The sequence below is a fragment of the Nodosilinea sp. LEGE 06152 genome, assembly GCF_015207525.1.
Lineage (GTDB): Bacteria > Cyanobacteriota > Cyanobacteriia > Phormidesmidales > Phormidesmidaceae > Nodosilinea.
Window position 1 is genome coordinate 1 of record NZ_JADEWR010000014.1, and the last position, 23,023, is coordinate 23,023.

Consider the following 23,023-nt stretch of genomic DNA (forward strand, 5'->3'; position numbering starts at 1 on the left):
CACCCGCCTACCCGCCTACCCGCCTACCCTACCCCCAACCCCCTCCCCTCCCGCAGCAGCGTCGTCAGATTCTGCGCCGTCATCGGTCTGGAGAAGAGATAGCCCTGACCGTAGTTGTAGTTCAACTCCAGCATGAGGCGGCGCTGATCGGCATGCTCAATGCCTTCGGCCACCAGGTCAAAGTGGATGCCATCTGCCAGATTGGCGATCGCCCGACAGATCGCCACCTTCTCCAAATTCTGGGCATTGGTGGGAATAAAATAGCGATCGACTTTGACCTCATCAAAGCGAAACTGCAAGAGCTGGGCCAGGCCCGACTGCCCCATGCCAAAGTCGTCGACCTTGAGCCGCAGCGACATGTCGCGCATGCCCTGCAGGCTTTGCAGGTAGCGCTCCAAATTGCTGTAGATGCCCCGCTCGGTGATCTCAATGCCGAAGTGATGGCTGGCAATGCCCGCCCCCGAAACCCGCTGCAAAATGCGATCTAAGAAGTCGTCGTCTTCTAGCTCTAGGGGGCTGATGTTGACAGAGAGGTTGAACTGGGGCGAGATCTCCTGCCACTGGGCTAGCTGCTCCAGGGCGTGGCAGAGCACCCAGTCGCTGATGCGGTGCACCAGTCCGGTGGCCTCGGCCACTGGTATAAACTCCGACGGCGACACCCGACCCAAACGGGCCGAATCCCACCGGATCAGGGCTTCGGCTCCGACAATCGCGCCGGTTTCCATCTGGCAGATGGGCTGGTAGGCGAGCCAAAACTCTAGCTCGCTGCTGCGCTGCGCCAGGTAGGCCTCCAGGGTGATCTGGCGCAGTCGCCGTCGAGCCAGGTTGCTATTCCATACCTGAATGCGGTGCTGGGGCAGGTTCGATCGCCGGTTGCGTTTGGCCTCCCGCAGGGCAGTTTCGGCCGCCTGCTGCAGCCGGTTAATGGGCACATCTTCCTGAAAAGCGTCGATGGTGCCGCTGGCCACGCCAATGGAGGCGCTGATGCTGGCCCCCTCGACCTCAATGGCCAGAATTTCGTTCAGCACATCTTCGGCGATCGCAGCGGGGGTAGGGCAGGGTTCGGTAGCGTCGGCATCGGAGGCGGGCAGCAGCAGCAGAAATTCGTCCCCGCCATTGCGTACGGCAACACCGCTATAGCGTTGGGCAAAGTCTTGCAGCACCTCGGCGATCGCTTTCAGCAGCTCATCCCCCAAAAAGTGGCCTCGCTGGTCGTTGATCAGCTTAAAGCGATCGAGGTCAATAAACAGACAGACCTCCCAGTTACCCAGCTCCATCTCCAGCACTCGGCGGTTGTAAAGGCCTGTGAGCGGGTCGTGAATAACGCCGCTCACCTCCGTAAAAGTCATGTAGAGCAGCTCTGGGGAGAGCGGGGTAACCAGGGTCATGTACCAGCCAGAAATTTCGCCCTTGTACTGGTACTCCAAGCGCTTGGGCTCGCCGGAGTCGAGGGCCGCAAAGTAGAGGTCAATTAGAGGTACCTCATAGGGGTAAACCTGCTGCTGGTGAAAGGGCATTTTTTCGCAGAGGCGATCGCCCGGCCGGAGCAGATTTTTGGTGATGGCAGCGGCCGCAGGGTTGAGCTTGAGCACCTTGAGGTCGTCGCCCGTGCGCTCGCACAGCACCTTGCCGGTGAGGGCCTGGTCCCAGGTGGCCTCTAGCAAGCTAAAGGTCTCACCCAGGTAGCGGAGGCGCGTTTGGCTGCTGAGTAAGGCCGCTACCGCCGCCCACGATATACCCGCCGTTACCCAGTGCCAGAGGGCGCTGTGCATGTGCAAGGCACTCAGGGTATGCCCTATACCGCAGCTAAAAATAAACAAGATCAGCAACAGCAGGTTGAGCCAAAGGTCGCGCTTGGTCGTTCGCAGCAGCGGCAGCAGCGTTAGAGGAATGACAAAATACGCCGCTGCGATCGCGCCGTTAGCCGCAATCTCCATGCCTGACTCTCCCCTAGAACAGTGCTCCTTTCCCGTTTTCAGCCCATGGCCTGCCAGGCCAACGCATGCATAAACGTTCAATTATCACCTAGCGGAAAGCAAAATACTCACCGAGAAAACGCCGACCAGCCCAAACCAGCGTTGCAGCCCCAGACGGGCTCTATCAGTAAATCTTCGCTGGCGCTAAGTGCAACGTCCTATTGCGAAGCACAACAAACTTTATCGAGGCGTAAAGGTTCGGCCTGAACAGTAGCCGTTGAGGATAGGTTTTCGGAGAATAAGGTCATGCACCCGGACCCGGTGCCCCAAAACGGGTCTGGTTCCTTTTATGTATAAGGACTATTGCTATGAACAATCCCCAAGAAGTACTTGAGCACCTCAAGCAGCTCGAAAAAGTTGATACCGTACAAAGCGCCCTATATCGCGAAGAAGCCCAGGCCGTACTCGCGGACGACACCATTAGTCTCAAATGGCGACGGGCGATCGCCGATCGCCTCAACCGGGCCAACCACGACCTGGGCCTGCACACCGTCACTGGCGACGACAGCTACTAGGCCAATAAACCCGGCTTCTGAGCTGATAATCTGGCTTCGACTCCGCTCAGCCACCGGCGGCTGAGCGGAGTCGAAGCCCCCTATTCGAAGCCCTTGTTTAGGCCCACAACCCTGGGTTTGACTACATCCTTAAGTTTGCAACCTGTTAATTTGGCCTAGCTCAGATCGCCGCTCACCGCCAGCCAGTTGTCTGGGCTGGGCACCAAACTGTTCAACGGGGCGTTAGACAGAGAGGTTAGGGAAGCTAGACCGCTGCCTGCGCCCTGGGGTAGCCAGTCTGCCTCAGCTGCGGCACTCAAGGCCGGCAGTAGGGCATCGCCAGATTGCAAATATCCGGCCTCCACCAGCGCAACCTGAAAGACATCCGATAGCAGGTCGTGTACGCGGGTCGTGGGGTGCTGCTGATCCCACCAGAAGTAGCCGGGGTCGTCGAGCAGCCCCTGGTTAAGCAGCGCGTCGGTGACATTGGTAAAGCCAAACTCTGCCGGAGCGCCAATAATTTCATTGGTCAGCCCAAACAGATCGACCGGGATAATGTCGATGGGCAGAGTTTGCTCCAGCGCCGTCAACGCATTGGCCAAGCCCGTATTAAACCCCAGACTCAGAGCCGTAGCCTGTTGGCTAGTGCCGTCACCCAGGGTGCGAGGCGTCAGGCCCAGGTTGGGCAGGTTGGGCACCAAAAATGTATCGGCCCCCCGCGCCGCTAGGTTGCCGATCGCCGTGGCGATATTTTGCACTGAGTTGGCCAAAAAGGCTGGAATCGCGGCGGGATCGCTGGGCAAGTTAAACAAATCGTTGGCCCCAGCCCATACCACATAGAGACCATCGGGATTGGCAGAACCACTGCCCAAGCTGCTCAGATAGCTATCAACCTCGTCGAGCAACCCCGGCAGATTAACCTCTGTACCCGTGAGCGAGCTAATCAAGGGGTCGAGGCCGTTGTCGCGGCCGGTGGTAGCTCCCCCCACGGCAAAGTTTTGCACCTGGGCAGGCTCCAGACCGATATCGTCACTCAAGTAATCAACCCAGAGATCGCCATTAGAAAAGCGCCCCTGGGAATAGGGAAAGGGCGGGAAAAAGCCCGTCAGCCCAAACAGGTTGCCAGGGTCGGACAGGCTATCGCCGAAGACGGTCAGGCTGTTAAAGCTGGGCACCAGCGCCTGGGTTTGAAAACTTTCAGGCGTAAGGCTACTGGCCTGCACATTGAGAAGAATGACGCTGGGCTCTGCCTGGTTGAGATAGCGCAAGGTGGTATTGGCTCCCTGCTGAGCGATCGCAATCTGCCCCAGGCTCAAGCCGCCCTGAAGCAAAAACCGATCGACCCCAGGGGCAAAATCTACTACGGTATCGACTCGGCCATCGTTTCTTAGCACAAAAGTATCTTGCCCNNCGANCCCGCCGNCGAKKCSANNNTTTTKGSCCARCYCRSYGNCNAAMAYATCGYYRCSKSGMYCGSCAAMSWRGCGNKCGNKKSSSSCCGMTMCMWWWYWGSTGNNYSYWACCNSCCCARNCCGATCAAAATCTCGTTTTCGGCTCCTCCGCTGAGCCTGTCATCGCCAAAACCACCCAGCAAAACGGTGCTACCAAAAAGATTGATGGGGCCGACTAACGCAGAAATTGGGCTAAAAAAAGACGACATCAGCGATGCCATAGCGCCTCCCGGCAAAAAAATAATTTAAACAGAACTACGCCCAGAATAACCAACACCTGGTGACTCTCACTCACACCTTGGGCTGACTCAGCACCACGTTTACACCCAGTAAAATTAGCCCCATGCTAGCCAGCATAGTTGCCGTCAATGGCTCGCGAAAAAAGAGCCAGGCCAGTGCCGCCACAAAGATTGGCACCAAACTGTAGACCACGCTAGCCGTGCGAGTGGGGCCAACCTTTTGAATGCTGAGGTTAAACAGCAGGTAGGCCACCCCCGAGGCCGCTACGCCCATGTACACAATGGCCAAGAGCGAAGCCAGCGATAGGGTGGTGAGCTGCTGCCACCAGCGCTCTAGCGAGGCCAACACCAGCAGTTGCCCCACCCCCGCTACCGCCGCGTAAAACGTAATGGTCAGCCCCGAGTAGCGCTGGCTGAGCTGCTTAATAATTAAGGAATACACCACCCAACACAGCACGGCGCACAGCATGAGCCCGTCGCCCCGGTTGAGGTCGAGCCTGAGCAGGGCCGTCAGGTTGCCCCGAGTCAGCAGGGTAAGCACTCCGGCCAGCGCCAGCACAATGCCGCCGTACTGGCGGCGGCTCAGCCGTTCGCCAATGAACAGGGCCGCCATCACCCCGGTTACCACTGGGTTAAAGGCGTTGATAATGGCGGTGTTGGCGGTGGCGGTGTAGCGCAAGCTGCTAAAGAAAAAATAGTGATAACCTACCACCCCAAACAGCCCCAAGAGCGCCATCGCACCCCAGTCCGAACGGGCGACGGTCAGGGCTTTGGTGGGGCGATCGCTGCGGTAAACCAGCAGTCCTAGCACGCCCAGGGCAATGACGTAGCGCAGCAGTGAGGTGGTCAGTGGCCCCAGCTCAACGGTGGTGTATTTGCCTGCGATAAAGCTACCTGCAAACAAAAAGCTGGTGAGCACAGGCAGCAAAACCTTGAGGCTGGGCAAAGATGGCATAGCAATGATGATTTGAAAGGGTTTAAACGATTTATTAAATGAGGTCTTCTCCAGCCTGATTTTGACAGCGATCGCACCCACTCACCTACCCGCCCACACATCGACCCCTTTTTTCCTATGGGAGACGCTAGTGCGTTGGCGAAGCCTGTCCACAGGACAAACGACTCGGCTCAGGGACCATCACACATCCACCCTCCTACCCGCCCACTCATTCACTCATCCACCCAGTTCGGGAACCCGTACAGGTGTCGGCGTTGCGATCGCCCCCCTTTCCGCCGTAAATTAGCACTCGGAGCTTGCGAGTGCTAAGCTCTGAAAATCTGTGTAATGCGTCTGAGCGGGGTTAGGCCACATTCCCCCAGGCGCTGTCTTAATAGCAAATCCGGAGAAGCATTGTATGGCAGCTATCACTTTGGCGGCATCTAGCGTTAAGCCCCTAGCCGATCGAGTTTTGATTAAAGTAAGTGCGTCCGAAGAGACCACCGCTGGCGGCATTCTGCTACCTGACACCGCCAAGGAAAAGCCTCAGGTGGGTGAAATCACCGCTGTCGGCCCCGGTAAAACCGACGACAAAGGTTCCCGCCAGGCCATGGAAGTCAAGATCGGCGACAAGGTGCTCTATTCCAAGTATGCCGGTACCGACATCAAGCTGGGCGGCGACGAGTTTGTGCTGCTATCTGAGAAAGACATTCTGGCTGTGCTCGGCTAAACCAATTTTGGCTCGGTAGCTGAGCCTATCGAAGCTCGGTAGCTGAGCTTGTCGAAGCTCGGTAGCTGAGCTTGTCGAAGCTTAGATTCGGGATTTCGGCCTCGTAGGGTGGGCACTGCCCACCATTAGCTATGTCGGTTTGTTGGGTTCCGCTACCGCTTCACCCAACCTACTTAGCCGATGCCCTGAACTCTAGGTTCCTCAATTCCCCTCGCTTCACGTTTTCACATTCACTTCCTATCTTCTTCCCGGAGAACATCGATTCTATGGCTAAGCGCATTGTCTACAACGAAAACGCCCGTCGCGCCCTTGAAAAGGGTATGGACATTCTGACCGAGGCCGTGGCCGTCACCCTCGGCCCCAAAGGCCGCAACGTGGTGCTCGAAAAGAAGTTTGGGGCACCCCAGATCGTTAACGATGGTGTCACCATCGCCAAGGAAATTGAACTCGAAGACAACATCGAGAACACCGGCGTAGCCCTGATTCGCCAGGCCGCTTCTAAGACCAACGACGCCGCTGGCGACGGCACCACCACGGCTACCGTGCTGGCCCACGCCATGGTTAAAGAAGGGATGCGCAACGTTGCCGCTGGTGCCAATGCCATCTCCCTCAAGCGCGGCATTGACAAAGCCACCGCGTTTCTGGTTGAAAAGATTGCTGAGCACGCTCGCCCCGTTGGCGACTCCAAGTCGATCGCTCAGGTGGGTTCCATCTCCGCCGGCAACGACGAAGAAGTGGGTGCCATGATTGCCGAAGCCATGGAGAAAGTGGGCCGCGAAGGCGTCATCTCCCTGGAAGAAGGCAAATCCATGACCACCGAACTGGAGGTCACCGAAGGGATGCGCTTTGACAAGGGCTATGTCTCCCCCTACTTCGTCACCGACACCGAGCGCATGGAAGCGGTGCTGGATGAGCCCTACATTCTGATCACCGACAAGAAAATTGCCCTGGTGCAGGATCTGGTGCCCGTGCTCGAGCAGGTGGCTCGCTCCGGTCGTCCTCTGATCATCATCGCTGAAGATATTGAGAAGGAGGCCCTGGCTACCCTGGTGGTCAACCGTCTGCGCGGCGTGCTGAATGTGGCCGCTGTGAAAGCGCCTGGGTTCGGCGATCGCCGCAAAGCTATGCTCGAAGACATCGCCGTGCTCACCGGCGGCCAGGTGATCTCTGAAGACACCGGTCTCAAGCTCGACAACACCAAGCTTGACATGCTGGGTCAGGCTCGCCGCCTCACCATCACCAAAGACACCACCACCATCGTTGCCGAAGGCAACGAGCAGGATGTCAAGGCCCGCTGCGAGCAGATCCGTCGCCAGATCGACGAAACCGAGTCGACCTACGACAAAGAGAAGCTGCAAGAGCGTTTGGCTAAGCTCTCTGGCGGTGTGGCCGTAATCAAGGTCGGTGCCGCCACCGAAACCGAGATGAAGGACCGCAAGCTGCGCCTCGAAGACGCCATCAACGCCACCAAAGCGGCGGTTGAAGAGGGCATCGTCCCCGGCGGTGGTACCACCCTGGCTCACCTGGTGCCCGATCTGAGCGAGTGGCTGGAAGCAAACCTCACCGCTGAAGAGCACACTGGGGCTGCGATCGTGGCCCGTGCCCTGGCCGCTCCTCTGATGCGGATCGCTCAGAACGCTGGCCAAAATGGTGCTGTAATCGCCGAGCGTGTCAAAGAGAAGGACTTCAACGTTGGCTACAACGCCGCCAACGGTGAGTTCGTCGATATGTTTGACGCCGGTATCGTTGACCCCGCCAAAGTGACTCGCTCTGCCCTGCAGAATGCCGCTTCCATCGCAGGCATGGTGCTTACCACTGAGTGCATCGTGGTCGATATGCCCGAACCCAAAGAGGGTGCCCCCGCCGGTGCTGGCATGGGCGGCGACTTCGACTACTAAATCACGCCGACGTTTTCCAACGAAAGCTAGAGTGAATTAGCCAAAAGCCGCCCTGAATTAGGGCGGCTTTTTTATAGCTTTATAACCTTGGCCATTGCAACTAACCTAATTTATACGAAATCCGCATTGAGAAATCTTGATTCAAAACAGAGATCTCGTAGGGGCATTGCAGTGCAATGCCCCTACAAACCGGGTGCAACCCAATAGGATTCGGTATTAGACCAAATCCGAATCGCATAGCCCCGATCCCAAACAGGCGGTTCCCGTAGGGGCAAACGGTGTCTGCCCAGTCCAACCGGGGGTAGCCAAGGCAGATTCAGTATTAGACCAGCGGTAGATTGGGTGAAATAAAGTCTCACTCAACGCCAGAGCAGGTTTTGTTGGGTTTGCTAACGCGCCACCCACCCTACGCGATCGCAGGTGCTTCACAGGTTTTGTCAGCCAATCAGGCTCAACCTAGCAGGGCAAGCGGCGCTTGCCCCTACAACTTAAAAAAGGTCTGGGGCGTTCGTACCCGCAAAGCCCTTTTCTAGCGGAAGTTACAGACGGTTCCAGCCCACAAATTCTCAACGGTGGCATCGGATTCGGCAGAGCTGAGAATTCCAAACAAGTCGCCCGTCGAAAACTCTGTGCCCAGGGAACCCTCAGCCACCTCAATGGTGTAGGCGGATTCTAGTTCACCGCGCGTTGAGCCAATGCCCACCCCGGCTATGGTGGTCAGATTAGCATCGGTGTCGGGACGCGTCGACCAGCCGATGAACTCACCGTCGGCGGCATGCAAAACCAGGCCATTGGACCACTGGGTGATCATCTGCGGGCCTGAACCGCACTCGGTATTTTCGCCAGACTCTGCAGGTTCTCCCACCAGCTCGGTGACGGCGTCTTCGACAACAGCCATGTCGGTGCCAAAGGCGAGGGTATCGGTCGAGCCACTCTGGTCACCCACCAGCTGCAGTCCCTCACCCGAGAGCGCCAGCAAAGAGGCGGTATCTTCAGTCTGATCGCCAGCAACGGGGTCAACCGGGGCGGCCATGGGGTCTGTGCCGTTGATATCGGCGGAATCTGAGGTGCGGGTGCAGGCGGCTGTAGTAAGCAGCAGAGTTAGCCCTAGGGGCAGTAAGGCAGAAAGGCGAAATGTTGATTTAATCATGATCTATTAAAACGTTGTTTGCGATACAAAAGCGAGTTTGTTCGGCCTATGGCAGATTACCGCAATTGGGTAGGGTAAGCACACCCAAGCGCAGCTGGATGGCCCACTTGAACAAGTTTTAGCCCTTTTACCCAAGGCCAGCGTTACTCTTTCCAAGCAGCCAGCCTTCGCTTAAGACTCGGTTTAAGGGATACTGACAGGCCGTTAGAAACGCTGAATTTTCTAGCCTGGGCCGTGGAGCAATGCCACAACACACGTAGCGCGAAGCCCTAGATCCCCGGCCGCACACTGTGGGTAGCATCCTGATCCTCCTGGCTACCGAGACTGCAACACCCCCCTAAAGCGGGAGGCTACAATGCGGGGTTGCCCGTCCTGCATTTGCACGGTGAACGTACGCTCCTCGCGCTGGGTTGAGCCGTCGGGGTAAATGTAGGTGTTCTCGCCCACAAACTCGACGGTATCAGCGCTTTGGTTGGTCACCCGCAGGTTCTCGACCGAGACGCGATCGAACTGGGCGAAAAAGTTGGGGTCAAACTGCTGGGCCAGAGAACCGCCAAACTGCGATCGCGCCGCATCCCAAGATCGGTTAGATACATGGCTATACAAAGCGTTTACCGTTGCCTGGGCCGTCGCTGGGGTTAGCCCACTACTGGTCTCTGGTGGCGCTGGCTCGGCAACTGGATCGGCTGGCTCGGCAGGCGGTGTGGCGTCTGCCGCTGGGGGAGGCGGTTCTACCGGCTCGGCATCCGTTGGCTCTGTAGCATTTTCTGTAGCATCATCGGCGGGGCTGGGGGCGGTGTCCTCCCTGGGGGGTGCAGTGGTCGCCTCGGTCTCGGAACCAGCGTCGGTGGCCGTCTCGTCGGTGGTCGCCTCATCGGTGGTAGGGGCAATAACCTCCGGGGCAGCGGCCTCTTGAACGGAGTCATCTGAACGCCAGAGCTGCCAGCCCAGGAGAGCGGCGATCGCAACGCTAGCCCCCGCCGCCAGCGGTAGCCACAGCGGCAAAGAGGTTTTTTGCCGTCGTCGGGCCGGAGCTTGGGGGGCGGTCGCCTGGGGGACCGTCGCCCTGGGGGTCGTGAGCTGAGTTCGCTCGCGGCGACGCCCCACCGCGACGGTGGGAGCGGCCTGAGTAGCACCGGGAGCCTGGCCTGGGGAAGCGATCGCAGGCGGAACGTACCGACTTAGCTGAGGCGGCAGGCCTCTCAGCGCCGCCAAAGCCTCAGCGGCGGTGGTGTAGCGGGTGCGAAAGTCGTAGCACACCATGTTATCTAGCAGATCCAGCAGGGCCGGATTGGCCTTTGGCGCGTAATGCTGCCACTCCAGCTCGCCGCTGTGGGGGTCGGGGTGCAGCTCGGTCGGCGGGTACCCGGTCAGGGCCTGAATGCCCAAGATGCCGACCGCATAGATATCGCTGCTAAACTGGGGTCGCCCGGCCACCTGCTCGCTGGGCATATACCCCTGAGTGCCGATCGAAATGGTGTGGCTGAGATGCGATCGCAGGGCGGTAGCCTGGCTGCTGACCTGTTTGACCGCACCAAAATCAATCAGCACTATGCGGCGATCGCTGGCGCGGCGGATCAAGTTCGATGGTTTGATATCGCGATGAATGACGCCGTGGCTGTGCACAAAGGCCAAAATCCCCAGCAGATCGCCCAAAAATGTGACCACCTGGGCCTCATTCCATGGGCTGCCCAACTCATCGGCCAGCGAATGACCTTCGATATATTCCTGGGCCAGGTAAAACTCCTGGTCCTCCTCAAAGTGGGCCAGCAGCCCCGGAATCTGCGGGTGCGACCCCAGCTTGTAGAGGGTCTGGGCCTCGGTATCAAACAGCCGTCGCGCCGTTTGCAGTTCTTCAGCGCTGCTGACCTGGGGCTGAAGCTGCTTTACCACGCAGATCGGGTGCCCCGGCAGGTGCAGATCTTGGGCGCTAAAGGTTTGCCCAAAGCCCCCCGAACCCAGGGGCTGCACGATGCGATAGCGCCCCCCTAGCGGTCTCGACTCGGGTTGAGAGTTGGGAAACGAAGCAGTCATAGCCATCGGCAAGAGTAGTCAATATGTGTATTAGACGGTACTTAGCGGATGCCGTTAACCCCCTTAGGGTAGCGCTCAGCAGCATAACCCTAAATAGAGAGCAACTTGGCCAAGTTTCTGCTGACTCATTATGCCGCCGATAAGTTCCTGGGGCAGGGAATGTTCTGTCTAAGGTGCTTGGGGACAGATGCGATGACGCAATGAGCGATCGCGGGAGGCAGTTCAACTCCTAATTTTTGTTCTTACCTACAGTGTGCTGGTGGGCACTGCCCACCCTACGGGACGTCAGGGAATCTTTGCGACGATAGGGTGGGCCGAAACGGATGGACTATCTACACGACCTCCTTCAAATGCTCGGCCAGGCGAATCGCCAGGGCGGCCAGAGTCAGCGTCGGGTTTGCCGCTGGCGATGACGGAAACACCGACAGGTCGCAGGCATAGAGGTTGTCGTAGGCCAGAAACTTGAGATTCGTGTCCACTACGCCATCGTTGAGCGACTGGCCGTCGTCGGTTTCGCCGCTCATCCGCAGGCTGCCGACTTCGTGGGCCACGCCACCGAGACCTGCGCCTTTGAGGCTGAGGTCGTTGTTGACCAGGGGTTGCCCCCCCAGAGCGGCAATTAGCTGGTCTTTAATCGCGCTCATTTCGCCGTAGTACTGGCCGCCCAGGGGGCTGGGCTGCATTTGCACGACGGGTTTGACGTAGGCAGGACCAACCTGCTGCACGGTGTTGGCCTCAATCAGCGGGGCATCCATCAAAAACACGATTTCGCAGAGCATGAGGTTGCCTTTTTGGCGGCGGTGGCGATCGAGCAGGTCTAGATCGACGTAGCGACCCTGGTTAAAGTCGGCCCCAAACTCCAGCACAACGTTGTAAGGACGGGCCTTACCGTCGTTGGGCTGAAGCAGCACTTTGCTGGTGCTGTTGGGGTCGTAGAGGTCGGCGGTGACGGGCAGGGCAAAGTGGGTAAAGTAGATCGGGTGGTCGGTAATGCCAACGCCAATTTTGTTGGTGGGGTCGGCCAGCCCGCTGAGCTGAGCAATTTTGGCGCTCTCAACGGTGCCCGCCGCTAAGACAACCGCCTTGGCCTGGTAGCTGCGCTCCTGCTGGGCAATTAGGTCGTAGGCAACCACGCGGGTAACTCGGTTGCCCTGGGTCTCGACCCGGCTGACGGGATGGTTGAGGTTAATGAACAGGTGCTGGTTGCCCTGGGGGCCATTGGTGAGCATCGACTCGGTGAGCAGGTCGGCGGTAGAAAACATGCCGGTGGGCACCGTGCTGAGATCTTGGGGGTTGGAGTATTGCACCGCCATAGGGGCATCGAAGGCGGTGAACTCGGCCAGGTTTTGGCGCAAAAACTGCTTCACGCGGCGGCGGTAGGGGGTGGGGGGTAGGGGTACGCGGTTCATCAGGTCCTCGGCCTGCTGGTAGCCGCCGCCTTCGAGAAACCAGCGCAGGCTGCGGGGCCAGCGATCGAGTTCCCACCAGGCCATCCGGGGAATGAGGCCGCCCCAGAAGAGCGATTTGCCGCCCAGGTTAAAGGCCTGACCGCCATCGAAGGCGGAGCCAAAGCCGTTGGCAAAGTTCTGCACCTTAAAGCGTTCGTAGAGGTTCCAAACATGTTTGTCGAACTGGCCGACGCGGTGCTGCCGGGGCAGGTTGGCGGTGTGGGTGGGGAACAGGTAGCTGCCCGCTTCAAGGACCAAAACATCTAGGCCTAGGTCGGAGAGCTGGTCGGCCAATATGCCGCCGCCAATGCCGGAGCCGACCACAATTACGTCGTAGAGCCGGTTTTCGTTGAGGTTGGGCGGAAAGAACTCTTGCTGAAGGTTGGTGTTTTCGACCACCACTTCGGTCATGGGCGGAAAGGTGACGGCGGGGGCCTGGTAGAGGTAGTCGCCGCCAGAAACGGGCTGTAGGAACAGGTCGGGGCCGTTTTGCCAGTAGGTGCGCTCCAGCACAAACTTAAAGGTAAAGCCGCCGCCGTAGCGGGCGATGGGCAGCTCAAAGCGCCAGGCCCCGTTTTCGTAGAGGCCGGGAATATCTTTGGCCCAGTTGTCGAGGTTGGTGCGGAGGGTGATCTGGCGATCGGGGCGGTAGTCGGCGGTGGCGAAGCGAAGGGTAAACATGGTGGCTCTCCTGGGGTGTCGCTTTTACCTCCAACGGGGATCAGTTAGGCTCCGGATAGAGAATTGTGATCGTGATCAGCTGGTTGCGATCGCCTCCGCCTTTCCTATGCCAATTCATTTCTGTGCCCTGAGCGGAGTCGAAGGGCACAGAAATGAATTGACAGGGGCGAAGAAACCTCCATACTGAGAGTCATGGCACGTGCCGCCGTCCTCGTATTTCCCCCAGCCGCCATGATTGCCACCAGCGATACCCACGTTTACCCCGTGATTTGGCAAGACGACCACCTGGTGCTGATCGACCAGCGGCAGCTGCCGGAGCGCTACAACATTGTGTCGATTCACCGCTGCGATGATGTGGTGCGATCGCTGCGATCGGGCATTGTCCAGGGCGGCTCGGCCATGGGTATTGCGGCGGCCTACGGCCTGTATCTGGGGGCAACCGAAATTCACACCGACGACCCCACCGCCTTTTGGGAGCGAATTGAGGCGATCGGCGACCAGTTTAAGCAGACCCGGCCCGACAAAGCCCATTTGCAGTGGGCGGTAGACACCATGCTGCGGGTGGTGCACCACTCCGGTGCCTCCATCGAGGAGGTGAGGGCGCAGCTGATGGCCCAGGCCCAGACCATTCAGGCAGAAGATTTTCGCCTCTGCCACGCAATTGGTGACCACGGAGTTAACGTGCTGCCGGAGCACCCGGCCAAGCTCACGGTGCTAACCCACTGCAACCACGGGGCGCTGGCCACCTCGGGCTACGGTACGTCGCTGGGCATTATGCGATCGCTGTGGAAAGCGGGTCGATTGGAGCGGGTCTACGCCGCCGAAACCCGGCCCACCTTTCAGGGGTCGCGCCTCACCGCCTGGGAATGTGTGCAGGAGGGCATTCCGGTGACGGTGATTACCGACAGCATGGCGGCCCACTGTATGCAAAAAGGGCTAATTCACGCTGTGCTGGCGGGGGCCGATCGCATTGCCGCCAACGGTGACACAATGAGCAAAATTGGCACCTATAGCCTGGCCCTGGTGGCTCAGGCCCACGACATTCCCTTTGTGGTGGCGGCTCCCGTATCGACGGTTGATTTTGCGGTAGCAACGGGGGAGGGCATGGCGATCGCCGAGCATCCGCACGAGGAAATTTATCAGCTGGGTGACTCTCAAAGCGCTATTCAGGGGGGGCAACGGGTCACGTCTCCCAACGGGGCCGAATTCTATAACCCTGCCTCCGACGTCACTCCGGCTCGCTGTATTACCGCGATCGTGACCGAGCGAGGAGCCTTTTCTCCCTACCAGCTGGGTGAGCTGCAGGTGACGTGACACACCTCAGACCATTGACTTTTCTAGCGTAAATGCTGCTCCTTCGCTCCGCATCATTATGATTAGGAGGATTGTTGCTCCCGACCTCCTTCTCCAATTGCCCCAGCCATGCCTACCCTGCGCCCCCCAGCCCACGTTTCCAGGTATTTGCTGGCGGTTTTTGCCATAATCGCCGCTGTGATTGGGGTGAGGTTTTTAGTCACCTGGGCAGCCGAGCTATTTTTGCACCCCATTCCCATTTTGGGTGGCTGGCTCAAGAGCCTCGAAATTATTGAGCTGAGCGTAATTTTGTTGTTTGCGGTGCTGGGCTTTGGCTTGGGCAGTGCCACCCATCATCTGCCAGCTAAAACCTCGTTGGGGTTGAAGTCGATCGCCCTACTGGTGGCTTTACCGCTGGTTTTCTTTAGCAGCTACTGGCTGCGGCACCAGCTGTGGCTCAGCCAGCTCACTGCCGAGTCAACCCTGACCCGCCAAGAAATTACCGCCCTGGCTAACCAAGCCCTCAGCCGTGAGGGAGGCGGCCAGGGGTTTTGGGGTTACTACACCACCACGACCCGCATGCCGATTTTGCCCGCCACCGTAGACGAGCTAGAGCGCATGGCCGAAGACCAGAAGTGGTTTCGCTCTGAACTCACCCGCTTCAGCGGCATTGAACCTGGCGTGTTTTCGATGATTTTTGACGGGGCCGGGTGGGGCATTCGCCTGTTTTACATGGCCTTGGCCTTTCTGACCGGGGTGATCTACTTCTTTAAAGGGCTGGCCGAGGCCGACGCGGCCCGGCTCCGCAAGCTGGCCCAGGGTACAGCGGTCAAGCGATGACATCCCTGGCCGCTGCGGTGCTAGCCGGAGGCCGCAGCTCCCGTATGGGCCACGACAAGGCGCTGATTTCGCTGGGGGCCGAGACGCTGATTCAGCGCACCTGTCGGGTAGCGATCGCCTCTGCCGATGCGGTGTATGTGGTGACGCCCTGGGGCGATCGCTACCGCCCCTTGGTGCCCGCCTCGGTGCAGTTTATCGCAGAGCACAAGACCGATTCCCAGGGGCCGCTGGTGGCGCTGGTGCAGGCGCTAATTTGGCTACGGGAGCAGCCCGAGCATACCCCCGAATGGGTACTGCTCCTGGCCTGTGATATGCCCAACCTGTCAGCGACGGCCCTGAGTACCTGGCGCACCGAACTGGCCACCATTCCCCTGCCCTACCTGGCCTACCTGCCCCAGCGCCAGCAGCGTTGGGAGCCGCTGTGCGGGTTCTACCGGGCGGCGGCGCTGGAGTCGCTGCAACAGTACGCGATCGCATCCCCAACGCGATCGCTGCAGGGCTGGCTCAACCAGCATCCGGTGCAGCCAATACCGTCGGTGGATGACGCTCTGCTGGCCAACCTCAACACCCCTGCCGAGTTTCAGCAGTGGCAGCGGGCGGCAAAGCCCTAGGTAAACCCTATCGAAGTCTCTGCCCTTAACGACTATCGCCGTCCGGTAGGGTTGGGAATGCCGGAGTCTCCAACCCTGGTCAGCGGCTAGGTTGCCCGCCAAAGCAGCCCCGGTTCGTAGATCACATCTAGGACGTAGCCCCGAGCCCACAGCGTTGCCTGGAGGTGGGGCGATGGGTTGAACAAAAACAGGTCGCTGTAGCCCGTCGGGAGGGGCGGCACCGCTTGCGGCTCGCACACCAGCACCAGGGTAACCGTATTGGCCAGGGCATGGCTGAGGGATAGCAGTTCTCCGGTATTGGTTCCGTGGTTGCTGCTCACCAGCAGCGGTCGGGGGGAGCGATTAATCTGCTCGGCGATCGCGGGCTGGGCCTGGCTGCTGTATTTAGTCCACCAGGTATCGGCCTGCAGAATGACCCCATTGGACAGAACCGCCGCTGTCAACAGCAGGGCGATCGCTCCCCTCTGCCACCGCTTACCGACCCTATCGGCGGTAGTCAAAACCAGGCCCATCCAGTGGGCAACCGCCAGTTGCAGACTTAGCCAGGTAGGAATCAGGTAGCGGCTAATGCTCGATCGGTGCCCCCCCCACAGCACATCGGGCAGCATCATTCCCAGGGCGGTCACGCCCCCCAACAGCAGTACAAAGGCCCATACCGCAACGGGTGCCCGGCGCACCAAAACCACCAGCGCATAGCCAACCAGGCCCGCCAGCACCAGCACGATCGGCAGCGACAGCAGCAGCGGATCGTCAGATCCGAGGTTAAAGTCCACAAAAACGCGACCGACGTCGGCCAGCCACGATCGCGTCAGCTCCGGCAGCGATCGCGGCTGGCCCAGCCAGGCTGTAGACGCGACAATCCGTGCAGACTGGGATGCCACCTGCACCAGCCAGGGAACAATCAGCACCCCGCTGGCCGCTGTCGCCAGCAGGTACTGGCCCAGGGGGCGGGTCAGCCGCAAGCCCTGCATCGCCAGCACGTACAATCCGTGGGCGAGCATCACCAAAACCGTGAGAAGAAACGTGTATAACCCCAGGGTGAGACTGAGGGCGTAAATAGCCCACCAGCGGGGCGATGGGTGGCGCAAGGCCCGCAGCAGTGCCGCACTAGAAAACAGCACCATAGCCGTCCACAGGCCATATTCTCGGGCCTCCTGGGCATACAAGCTGTGGAACGGGGAAATGGCCACCAGCCCGGTCAGGAGGGCCGCATGGGGCGGCGATCGAAAAAGTTCCCAGCCCAGCCAGTGGGCAAAGGGCAGGGCCAGCAGGGCCAGCAGGGCCGAAACCGCACGGATGGCGGTGACGGAATCTCCCACCAGTCCGGCCCAGAGCCGCGCCAGAACGTAGTAAAGAGGCGGGTGCTGGGCGTCATAGGTAGCCAGCGCCGCCACGGTATCCGTCACGTTGCGTCCGGGACTGAGGCGCTGAAACCGCTGAAGATCTGCCACCGTGACGGGTTGCCCGGTAAACAGGGCCTGCTCCAGGTCAGGCACCGCATAGCCAGACAGGTGCAGGGAGGTGTAGGCCTCATCGTGCCAGTAGACCTGGCGATCCAAATGAGCAAAGCGGAAGACAATGCCCAGAGCGATCAGGGCCGCCAGCAGGAGCGTCAGACCAGAGGCCTTGGGAAACGCTGCAGGGGCCTGCGATCGCTGAGCAATCATTACCCTAGACCTTAGTTAATGCATTACGTTTTGGCAGTCCGAGTATATAGCATCAGGCCCAATCGCCACTGCTTCCACCAGCGTCTCCGCCGAGGTCATACCGCCTCTTTGAAATGCTGCTCTATGAATATCGCCAGATCGCTCAGAAAACTGAATCCTCCAGGCTAAACCGACAGGCGCAAGCCGCGCAGTGCTAACCCTCGTCGGCTGGTTGAGGCGCAGGCTCGACGGGGCTAGCTSKGTCNSKTRTWSRSRKCWGWNNCRGAGCCTGGGGGCACAGCATCGGAGGTTTGGGGCGCGGCACTGGGCCAGGGAATGCGGGGGTCAGCGGCCAGCAGACGGGCCACCTCGCGGGCACCGTAGCGGTTGACGTGGCTGGGGTCGGCAAACAGGTGCGACTGCCAGCGCCATTCCTCCAGCAAATCGACCAGGGTGAGGGTGCCCTGATTGGCCCAGCCCTGCAAAAATCGCTGAAACTGGCGCTCGTAACCCAGCCGCACCCCGTCTAGATAATCGTCGCTGAGCGGCAGGTTCACAAACACCAGGGGAATGTTTTGCCCCCTGAGAAACTGGGTTATGGCCTCAAAGGAGGCCGTCTGCACCCCCTCCAGGCGAAAGGGGCGATAGGCGTTGTCGTACAGCCCCCGCACTCGAGGAAAGCTGCGGTAATACACCGCCGGGTTGAACTGGTCGTTGACGGCAAGAAAGCCCTGGGCATTGATTGGGCTGGGGGGAATGGTGCCATGCTCGGCCGGGATCTCGGCTGGGGCGGTGGCCTCTGAGTCGGGTTCTGAATCGCGATCTGCGCTGGAACCTGAGCCTGGCTCAGCAGCCTCGGCTGGAGCAGGCGATTTTTCGAGGTTTTGCAGGGTCAGCACAGCACCAGCGCGGACGGCAGCATAGCCTGGGGAGGCGAGGATTTCGGCAAAGGTGCGATCGAAGCGCCCACTGTTAAAGGCGCGCGACCCCTCAGCCCAGATCACTAGCCGAGGGTGCAGGTCGGGGGCCAACAGCTGCCGGGTCAAAAAGCTCACCACCTGGGCAGTGGCCCCGTTGACGCTAAAGTTGTAAACCCGCAGACCGGGGTAGCCCTGCAGAGCCAGCGCCTGCTGCAGCACTTGGGGGTCTACTCCCTGCAGCGATCGCGAACTGCCCACGATCAGCACATCCGGCGGCCCTTGAGCTGCCACGTAGGCGCGATACAAACTCACCTGCTCGTCGAGCACATCGCTGCCCAGGGCCGGAAACGCTCGCGGCAACCCCTGCTGGGCCGCCTGCTGCTGGGCCAGGTAGAGATTGCGCTGGTACTCCTGCGCCTTGCGCTGGCTAAACACCTGGCGGGGGTCATCGGTAGGCAGGTCTTGAATCAGGGCGATCGCTCGACTCCAGGCCCCGGCCACCTGGTGCCACTGGGCAGCGGTAGAGGCGGTAGCGGCCAGCTGAGCGGCCTGGTTGGCTTCGCCCACTGCCTGGTACCAGGGGTCACTGGCGGCAGCGGGGGCCGCGATCGCCGTGCTGGTAGGACCAGGGCTGGTAGCCAGGGGGCTAGAACGTCCGGCGCAGCAGGTAAGCAAAACGCCCAACATCATCGATGCCGTTAGCCCGCCTCGGGAGGTGAGGAGATAAGTCATGGCAGTGATAGGGCGCAGGTAGTAAAAAGGTTTGGCTGAAGCCCGTAGGTCGGTGGCGATACACCCTAGCTACAGTTTAGAAAATTGCGCGACCAGGTTGGGGGTGCCGTGCCAACGGCATGGCCGATTGGAATTAGACCGAAAGGCAAGCCGATGTCCTACCGTCTCAGTCGGCTGCAAAAAACGAGTGCAGTGTGCTCTCCAATGGAGCGATCGCTCTACCTAAAGGCCCACCAGGGGAGGATTTTATTTCTTTAAACACTCTGCAATAGTGGGGCTGTCTCCCGTCATTGTCCCCAGTAATAGCGAGGTAACCGGTGGTACCCCTCAAAGACTACAACCCAGGTCAGCGTACACCCTACGTCACCTACGGGTTGATTGTGCTCAACATCGTCATTTTTATCTATGAACTCAGCCTGCCTACCTACGGCCTGAACGACTTTTTCCACGCCTGGGCGGTAGTGCCCTCAGAATTTTCAACCAGCCTGACTACCGGAGTTTCAGCCATTAATGCCGAAGAATGGCTGACGGTCGTGACCAGCCAGTTTCTCCACGGCGGCTTTTTACACCTGGCAGGCAACATGCTCTACCTTTGGATCTTTGGCAACAACGTCGAAGACCAGATGGGGCACCTGCGGTTTTTGGTGTTTTACCTGCTGTGCGGCACGCTGGCCAACCTGGCCCAGTGGTTTTTTGCCATGGGTTCTGGCATTCCATCACTGGGGGCCAGCGGCGCGATCGCAGGGGTAATGGGAGCCTACATCTTTCGCTTCCCAGACGTGCGTATTCTCACCATCGTGCCCCTGGGGCCATTTCCTCTGCCGCTGAGAATTCCAGCCCTGTTTTACCTGGGCATTTGGTTTGCGCAGCAGGCTGTCTACGGCGTCGCCAGCCTCGGTGCCCCCGCCATGATCGGCATGGAAGGCGGTGGCATTGCCTACTGGGCCCACGCTGGCGGCTTCGCCATCGGTGCCCTGCTGGGACCGCTGTTTGGCCTATTTAGTCAGACCGATGCGGAGATTGCTGCCGAGAGGTCGGGGGTGGAGTGAGTGGGCGGGTGGATGGGTAGGCGGGTGGATGGGTAGGCGGGTAGGCGGGTGGATGGGTGGATGGGTAGCTGCGATCTTGATTCTTGTAAGCAGCGGCCTGAAACCTAAGCACCAATAAGTTTCAGAACTCATTCCTCCCTCATCCCCTTGCCTCCTCGTCCCCTTCCCTCCTCATCCCCTTACCTCCCTCATCTATCCGCCCACTCACCCACCCACCTACTCACCCACTCGCCTACCCATCTACCCATCCACCCCCTCATCCCCTTGCGACGGGGATGAGTAATTGTTACATTAGTTTACAAATGCGCAATATTCCGCAATACACTGGTCACTGCCTCCGGAGGGGCGACAGGGGAGTTGCGAGCAGGCCACAGAGTCGGTTGGAGTAATGTCGGGTGGGTGAAGAAGGTTCTATGAGTAGTCAGTCTGTCACCATAACCATGGCCCAGGTATTAGATTTGTACGCCGCAGGGCGTCGCGATTTTAGCCACCTCGACTTCCACGAAGCCTGGATGCCGGGGTTGGATCTGCCCGGCATTAACCTGAGCCAGGCCAATCTGGTATCGGTCAACCTGCACCAGGCCAGACTGAGTGAGGCCAAGCTGAGCGGCTGCAACCTGTGGCGAGCTAACCTGCGGGGAGCCAATTTGGAGAAAGCCGACCTGGCCCGCACGGTCCTCATTCGGGCCGAGCTTAGCGACATCAACCTGGCGGGGGCCGACCTGCGCTGCAGCGATTTGCGCCTGGCTACGCTGCATCACAGCACATTGCACAACGCCGACCTGCGCAACGCAAACCTTAGCTACACCGACCTGCGCGGCGCGGATTTAACTGGGGCCGACCTGCGCGGCGCGGACTTGACCGGGGCCAACCTGCGCGGCGCAACGGTGACGTTCGCTCAGCTAGAGGGTGCCCGCCTCGATCGCGCCTGGATCGACGAAGTTGACCCCCAGCCCCCCGAGCTATCCTCCATCCGCTAGATTCCCCGCGTTCGCATCTTCTTCACCTCTCCATCCCCTTATCGCTCTGCCTCCAGCGCCCGCCGCAAATGCCCCCCGTGCTGGGCCAATCGCTGGGCTGCAGCCTCGGCCTCTAGCCCGCCCAGGTGCATCATCAGCGCTAGCTTGACCTGCTGGTGGCTGCGATCGAGCAGGTCGGCGGCGGCAGCGCGGTCTAAGTCAGTGAGGTCGCAGAGCATACGCAGGGCGCGATCGCGCAGCTTGGTGTTGGTGACCGCCACATCGACCATCCGGTTGCCGTAGACCTTGCCCAGGCGCACCATCGCCCCGGTGGAGAGAATATTGAGGGCCATTTTGGTCACCGTACCCGCCTTCAGCCGGGTTGACCCGGCCAGCAGCTCTGGCCCCACCAGCAGGCGAATGTCGATGTCGGCCTCGGTGGGCACCTGGTCAGCGGGCACACAGGCTACAAACACGGTGGTTGCGCCCCGCTGGCGGGCGGCGGCGATCGCCCCCTGCACGTAGGGCGTGGTGCCCCCGGCGGTAATACCCACCACCACATCCTGGGGCTGAAGGTTGCGATCGGCGATCGCAGCGGCTCCGTCTTCTGCTATATCCTCTAGCCCCTCAGAGCTTTTGACTAGCGCCCCCGCCCCGCCCGCAATAATGCCCTGCACCAGCTCCGGAGGTGTGCAAAACGTGGGCGGGCACTCCGCCGCATCAAGCACTCCCAGTCGGCCGCTGGTACCAGCCCCGACATAGAATAGCCGCCCGCCCTGGGCCAGGGCCGCCGTTACCGCGTCGATGGCGGCCGCCAGGGCCTCGCGCGCTCCCGCGATCGCCTCCAGGGTGCGCTGGTCTTCCTGGTTGAACAGGTCAACCAGTTCGATGGCACTGAGCCGATCGAGCTGGGCGCTGCGGGGGTTGGCCTGCTCGGTGAGCAAATGACCGCGATCGGCGGGGTCTGAGGATGGGTGAACAGAAGAATTAGCGGGCACAGGCAGCATCTCTTAGGCGACAAACACTCCCGCTAATGTATAGCGCTGGCGCACCTAGCGCACAAACCGAATCGCTGCGTAGCGCACGGGCTTGCCCTCTGACGCTCGCACAGCCGCCACAATGCAGCTGACGATTTCAAGCAGGGCCAGGGGCACCACCAGCAAAAAGCCCACCAAAACAAACATCAGCGCCAGGGTAACGACCCAGGCGATAAACATCGTGAGCTGAAAGTTGAGGGCGGCTTTGGCCTGGTGCTGTACGTAGGCCGCATTGGTAGCCGCGCTGGCCCCCGTTCCTTTGACCAAAAGCAGCACCAGAGGAGCCACCACCCGGCAGGGCAGCAAAAATGAACCGCCCCAGAACAGCGGCCACCCCCCCAGCCACTGGCTGCCCAGCACGAGATAGCTCAACACCGGCGCTAGATGGGCCAGGGCCACCAGGGTGGTGTCTGAAAGGGCTGTTTCTGGAACTGGGTCTGGGGGCGAGCGGTCGGTGGTGAATCCGTCGTCAAAGCGATCGGATGTGGTCAGGGCCGGTTCTGGCGCTGCTCCAGGGCCAGTCGCGGGGGATATTGGCCCCGCCGCATCGAGCGGGGTTGTCGCCATATCGGTCGGGGAAAATACCGCCCCATCGAGGCTAAAGCCCTCGCGCCAGGCGGCCTCGGCCCAGCCCACTCGGCGGGCCGTTACCCACACCGTATCGACCGGGCAGGTGAGCCCCAGTCGCAGCAGCCCGCGCCGAAGCTGAGGCACCACCTGGCGCTGGTCAATGGCGGCCTCTGACTCTAGGTCGAGGTAGAGCTGGGTGCCCTGCCACTGCCCCTGGGCCACAACGCCCTGGGCGGCTAGCGATCGCGTGATCAACCGGGCGATCGCGCGGGCATCACCCTGGCGGGCGCGGGCAATCAGGGTAGACAGGGGGTTGGTCATAGCGCGGCCA

General features: G+C 60.2%; 17 protein-coding genes. 8 read left to right on the top strand and 9 right to left on the bottom strand.

Translation table 11 applies throughout. The annotated features are described in order from the left end of the window. Window positions 1-23: 23 nt before the first annotated feature. Window positions 24-1,937 carry a bifunctional diguanylate cyclase/phosphodiesterase gene (locus tag IQ265_RS18790; protein WP_194056382.1) on the bottom strand — a complete coding sequence of 638 codons (1,914 nt, stop codon included), beginning with the start codon at window positions 1,935-1,937 and terminating at the stop codon, window positions 24-26. Between the two features lie 347 nt (window positions 1,938-2,284). Here IQ265_RS18790 and IQ265_RS18795 point away from each other — a divergent pair, with 347 nt between their 5' ends. Then, the gene (locus IQ265_RS18795) at window positions 2,285-2,491 is read left to right on the top strand and encodes a hypothetical protein (protein WP_194056383.1); all 207 of its coding nucleotides are present in this window, start codon (window positions 2,285-2,287) and stop codon (window positions 2,489-2,491) included. A 155-nt stretch (window positions 2,492-2,646) separates the two neighbouring features. On the opposite strand, the gene IQ265_RS18800 is transcribed toward IQ265_RS18795, so the two are convergent. After that, window positions 2,647-3,864, bottom strand: coding sequence for an SGNH/GDSL hydrolase family protein (locus tag IQ265_RS18800; RefSeq protein ID WP_194056384.1), 1,218 nt, complete (start codon window positions 3,862-3,864; stop codon window positions 2,647-2,649). Between the two features lie 348 nt (window positions 3,865-4,212). Further along, window positions 4,213-5,115: a DMT family transporter gene (locus IQ265_RS18805; RefSeq protein WP_194056386.1), complete on the bottom strand. Its 903-nt coding sequence runs from the start codon at window positions 5,113-5,115 to the stop codon at window positions 4,213-4,215. 397 nt (window positions 5,116-5,512) lie between these two features. On the opposite strand from IQ265_RS18805, the gene groES reads away from it, so the two are divergent. Both groES and groL read left to right on the top strand, forming a co-directional pair. Further along, window positions 5,513-5,824 carry a co-chaperone GroES gene (gene groES / locus IQ265_RS18810; RefSeq protein WP_017299961.1) on the top strand — a complete coding sequence of 104 codons (312 nt, stop codon included), beginning with the start codon at window positions 5,513-5,515 and terminating at the stop codon, window positions 5,822-5,824. 266 nt (window positions 5,825-6,090) lie between these two features. After that, window positions 6,091-7,722 (top strand): chaperonin GroEL, encoded by a 1,632-nt coding sequence (groL, locus tag IQ265_RS18815; protein WP_194056388.1) that lies wholly within the window; start codon window positions 6,091-6,093, stop codon window positions 7,720-7,722. Window positions 7,723-8,251: 529 nt separating this feature from the next. Here the strand turns inward: groL and IQ265_RS18820 are convergent. The 3 genes from IQ265_RS18820 to IQ265_RS18830 form a co-directional block, all read right to left on the bottom strand. Beyond that, window positions 8,252-8,872, bottom strand: a complete 621-nt coding sequence (locus IQ265_RS18820) for a hypothetical protein (protein WP_194056390.1) — start codon at window positions 8,870-8,872, stop codon at window positions 8,252-8,254. 315 nt (window positions 8,873-9,187) lie between these two features. Further along, window positions 9,188-10,906 (bottom strand): serine/threonine-protein kinase, encoded by a 1,719-nt coding sequence (locus IQ265_RS18825; RefSeq protein WP_194056392.1) that lies wholly within the window; start codon window positions 10,904-10,906, stop codon window positions 9,188-9,190. A gap of 332 nt (window positions 10,907-11,238) precedes the next feature. Continuing rightward, complete coding sequence (locus tag IQ265_RS18830; protein ID WP_194056394.1) at window positions 11,239-13,035, bottom strand: GMC oxidoreductase; 1,797 nt, start codon at window positions 13,033-13,035, stop codon at window positions 11,239-11,241. Between the two features lie 231 nt (window positions 13,036-13,266). Between IQ265_RS18830 and mtnA the strand changes: the two genes are divergently transcribed. The 3 genes from mtnA (at window position 13,267) to IQ265_RS18845 (ending at window position 15,779) form a co-directional block, all read left to right on the top strand. Further along, window positions 13,267-14,349, top strand: a complete 1,083-nt coding sequence (gene mtnA / locus IQ265_RS18835; protein ID WP_194056552.1) for an S-methyl-5-thioribose-1-phosphate isomerase — start codon at window positions 13,267-13,269, stop codon at window positions 14,347-14,349. A 108-nt stretch (window positions 14,350-14,457) separates the two neighbouring features. Beyond that, window positions 14,458-15,168, top strand: a complete 711-nt coding sequence (locus tag IQ265_RS18840; protein WP_194056396.1) for a hypothetical protein — start codon at window positions 14,458-14,460, stop codon at window positions 15,166-15,168. Continuing rightward, window positions 15,165-15,779: a molybdenum cofactor guanylyltransferase gene (locus tag IQ265_RS18845; RefSeq protein ID WP_194056397.1), complete on the top strand. Its 615-nt coding sequence runs from the start codon at window positions 15,165-15,167 to the stop codon at window positions 15,777-15,779. Before IQ265_RS18840 ends, IQ265_RS18845 begins: the two co-directional genes overlap by 4 nt. 86 nt (window positions 15,780-15,865) lie before the next feature. On the opposite strand, the gene IQ265_RS18850 is transcribed toward IQ265_RS18845, so the two are convergent. Further along, on the bottom strand, window positions 15,866-17,446 hold the full coding sequence (locus tag IQ265_RS18850) for a glycosyltransferase family 39 protein (RefSeq protein WP_194056398.1): 1,581 nt from the start codon (window positions 17,444-17,446) through the stop codon (window positions 15,866-15,868). Window positions 17,447-19,394: 1,948 nt separating this feature from the next. Between IQ265_RS18850 and IQ265_RS18860 the strand changes: the two genes are divergently transcribed. Next, on the top strand, window positions 19,395-20,126 hold the full coding sequence (locus tag IQ265_RS18860; protein ID WP_194056399.1) for a rhomboid family intramembrane serine protease: 732 nt from the start codon (window positions 19,395-19,397) through the stop codon (window positions 20,124-20,126). A gap of 413 nt (window positions 20,127-20,539) precedes the next feature. Further along, window positions 20,540-21,106, top strand: a complete 567-nt coding sequence (locus IQ265_RS18865; protein ID WP_194056400.1) for a pentapeptide repeat-containing protein — start codon at window positions 20,540-20,542, stop codon at window positions 21,104-21,106. 38 nt (window positions 21,107-21,144) lie between these two features. Here IQ265_RS18865 and murQ read toward each other — a convergent pair whose 3' ends face one another. Both murQ and IQ265_RS18875 read right to left on the bottom strand, forming a co-directional pair. Further along, complete coding sequence (murQ, locus tag IQ265_RS18870; RefSeq protein ID WP_347404985.1) at window positions 21,145-22,083, bottom strand: N-acetylmuramic acid 6-phosphate etherase; 939 nt, start codon at window positions 22,081-22,083, stop codon at window positions 21,145-21,147. Window positions 22,084-22,137: 54 nt separating this feature from the next. After that, window positions 22,138-23,013, bottom strand: coding sequence for a DUF4870 domain-containing protein (locus IQ265_RS18875; RefSeq protein WP_194056403.1), 876 nt, complete (start codon window positions 23,011-23,013; stop codon window positions 22,138-22,140). Window positions 23,014-23,023: the final 10 nt, after the last annotated feature.

What these genes read in the sequence shown, in the direction of transcription:
- IQ265_RS18790 (WP_194056382.1), bottom strand. Translation starts at nt 1,937, where the DNA reads ATGGAGATTGCGGCTAACGGCGCGATCGCAGCGGCGTATTTTGTCATT.
- IQ265_RS18795 (WP_194056383.1), top strand. Translation starts at nt 2,285, where the DNA reads ATGAACAATCCCCAAGAAGTACTTGAGCACCTCAAGCAGCTCGAAAAA.
- IQ265_RS18805 (WP_194056386.1), bottom strand. Translation starts at nt 5,115, where the DNA reads ATGCCATCTTTGCCCAGCCTCAAGGTTTTGCTGCCTGTGCTCACCAGC.
- groES (WP_017299961.1), top strand. Translation starts at nt 5,513, where the DNA reads ATGGCAGCTATCACTTTGGCGGCATCTAGCGTTAAGCCCCTAGCCGAT.
- groL (WP_194056388.1), top strand. Translation starts at nt 6,091, where the DNA reads ATGGCTAAGCGCATTGTCTACAACGAAAACGCCCGTCGCGCCCTTGAA.
- IQ265_RS18820 (WP_194056390.1), bottom strand. Translation starts at nt 8,872, where the DNA reads ATGATTAAATCAACATTTCGCCTTTCTGCCTTACTGCCCCTAGGGCTA.
- IQ265_RS18825 (WP_194056392.1), bottom strand. Translation starts at nt 10,906, where the DNA reads ATGACTGCTTCGTTTCCCAACTCTCAACCCGAGTCGAGACCGCTAGGG.
- IQ265_RS18830 (WP_194056394.1), bottom strand. Translation starts at nt 13,035, where the DNA reads ATGTTTACCCTTCGCTTCGCCACCGCCGACTACCGCCCCGATCGCCAG.
- mtnA (WP_194056552.1), top strand. Translation starts at nt 13,267, where the DNA reads ATGATTGCCACCAGCGATACCCACGTTTACCCCGTGATTTGGCAAGAC.
- IQ265_RS18840 (WP_194056396.1), top strand. Translation starts at nt 14,458, where the DNA reads ATGCCTACCCTGCGCCCCCCAGCCCACGTTTCCAGGTATTTGCTGGCG.
- IQ265_RS18845 (WP_194056397.1), top strand. Translation starts at nt 15,165, where the DNA reads ATGACATCCCTGGCCGCTGCGGTGCTAGCCGGAGGCCGCAGCTCCCGT.
- IQ265_RS18850 (WP_194056398.1), bottom strand. Translation starts at nt 17,446, where the DNA reads ATGATTGCTCAGCGATCGCAGGCCCCTGCAGCGTTTCCCAAGGCCTCT.
- IQ265_RS18865 (WP_194056400.1), top strand. Translation starts at nt 20,540, where the DNA reads ATGAGTAGTCAGTCTGTCACCATAACCATGGCCCAGGTATTAGATTTG.
- IQ265_RS18875 (WP_194056403.1), bottom strand. Translation starts at nt 23,013, where the DNA reads ATGACCAACCCCCTGTCTACCCTGATTGCCCGCGCCCGCCAGGGTGAT.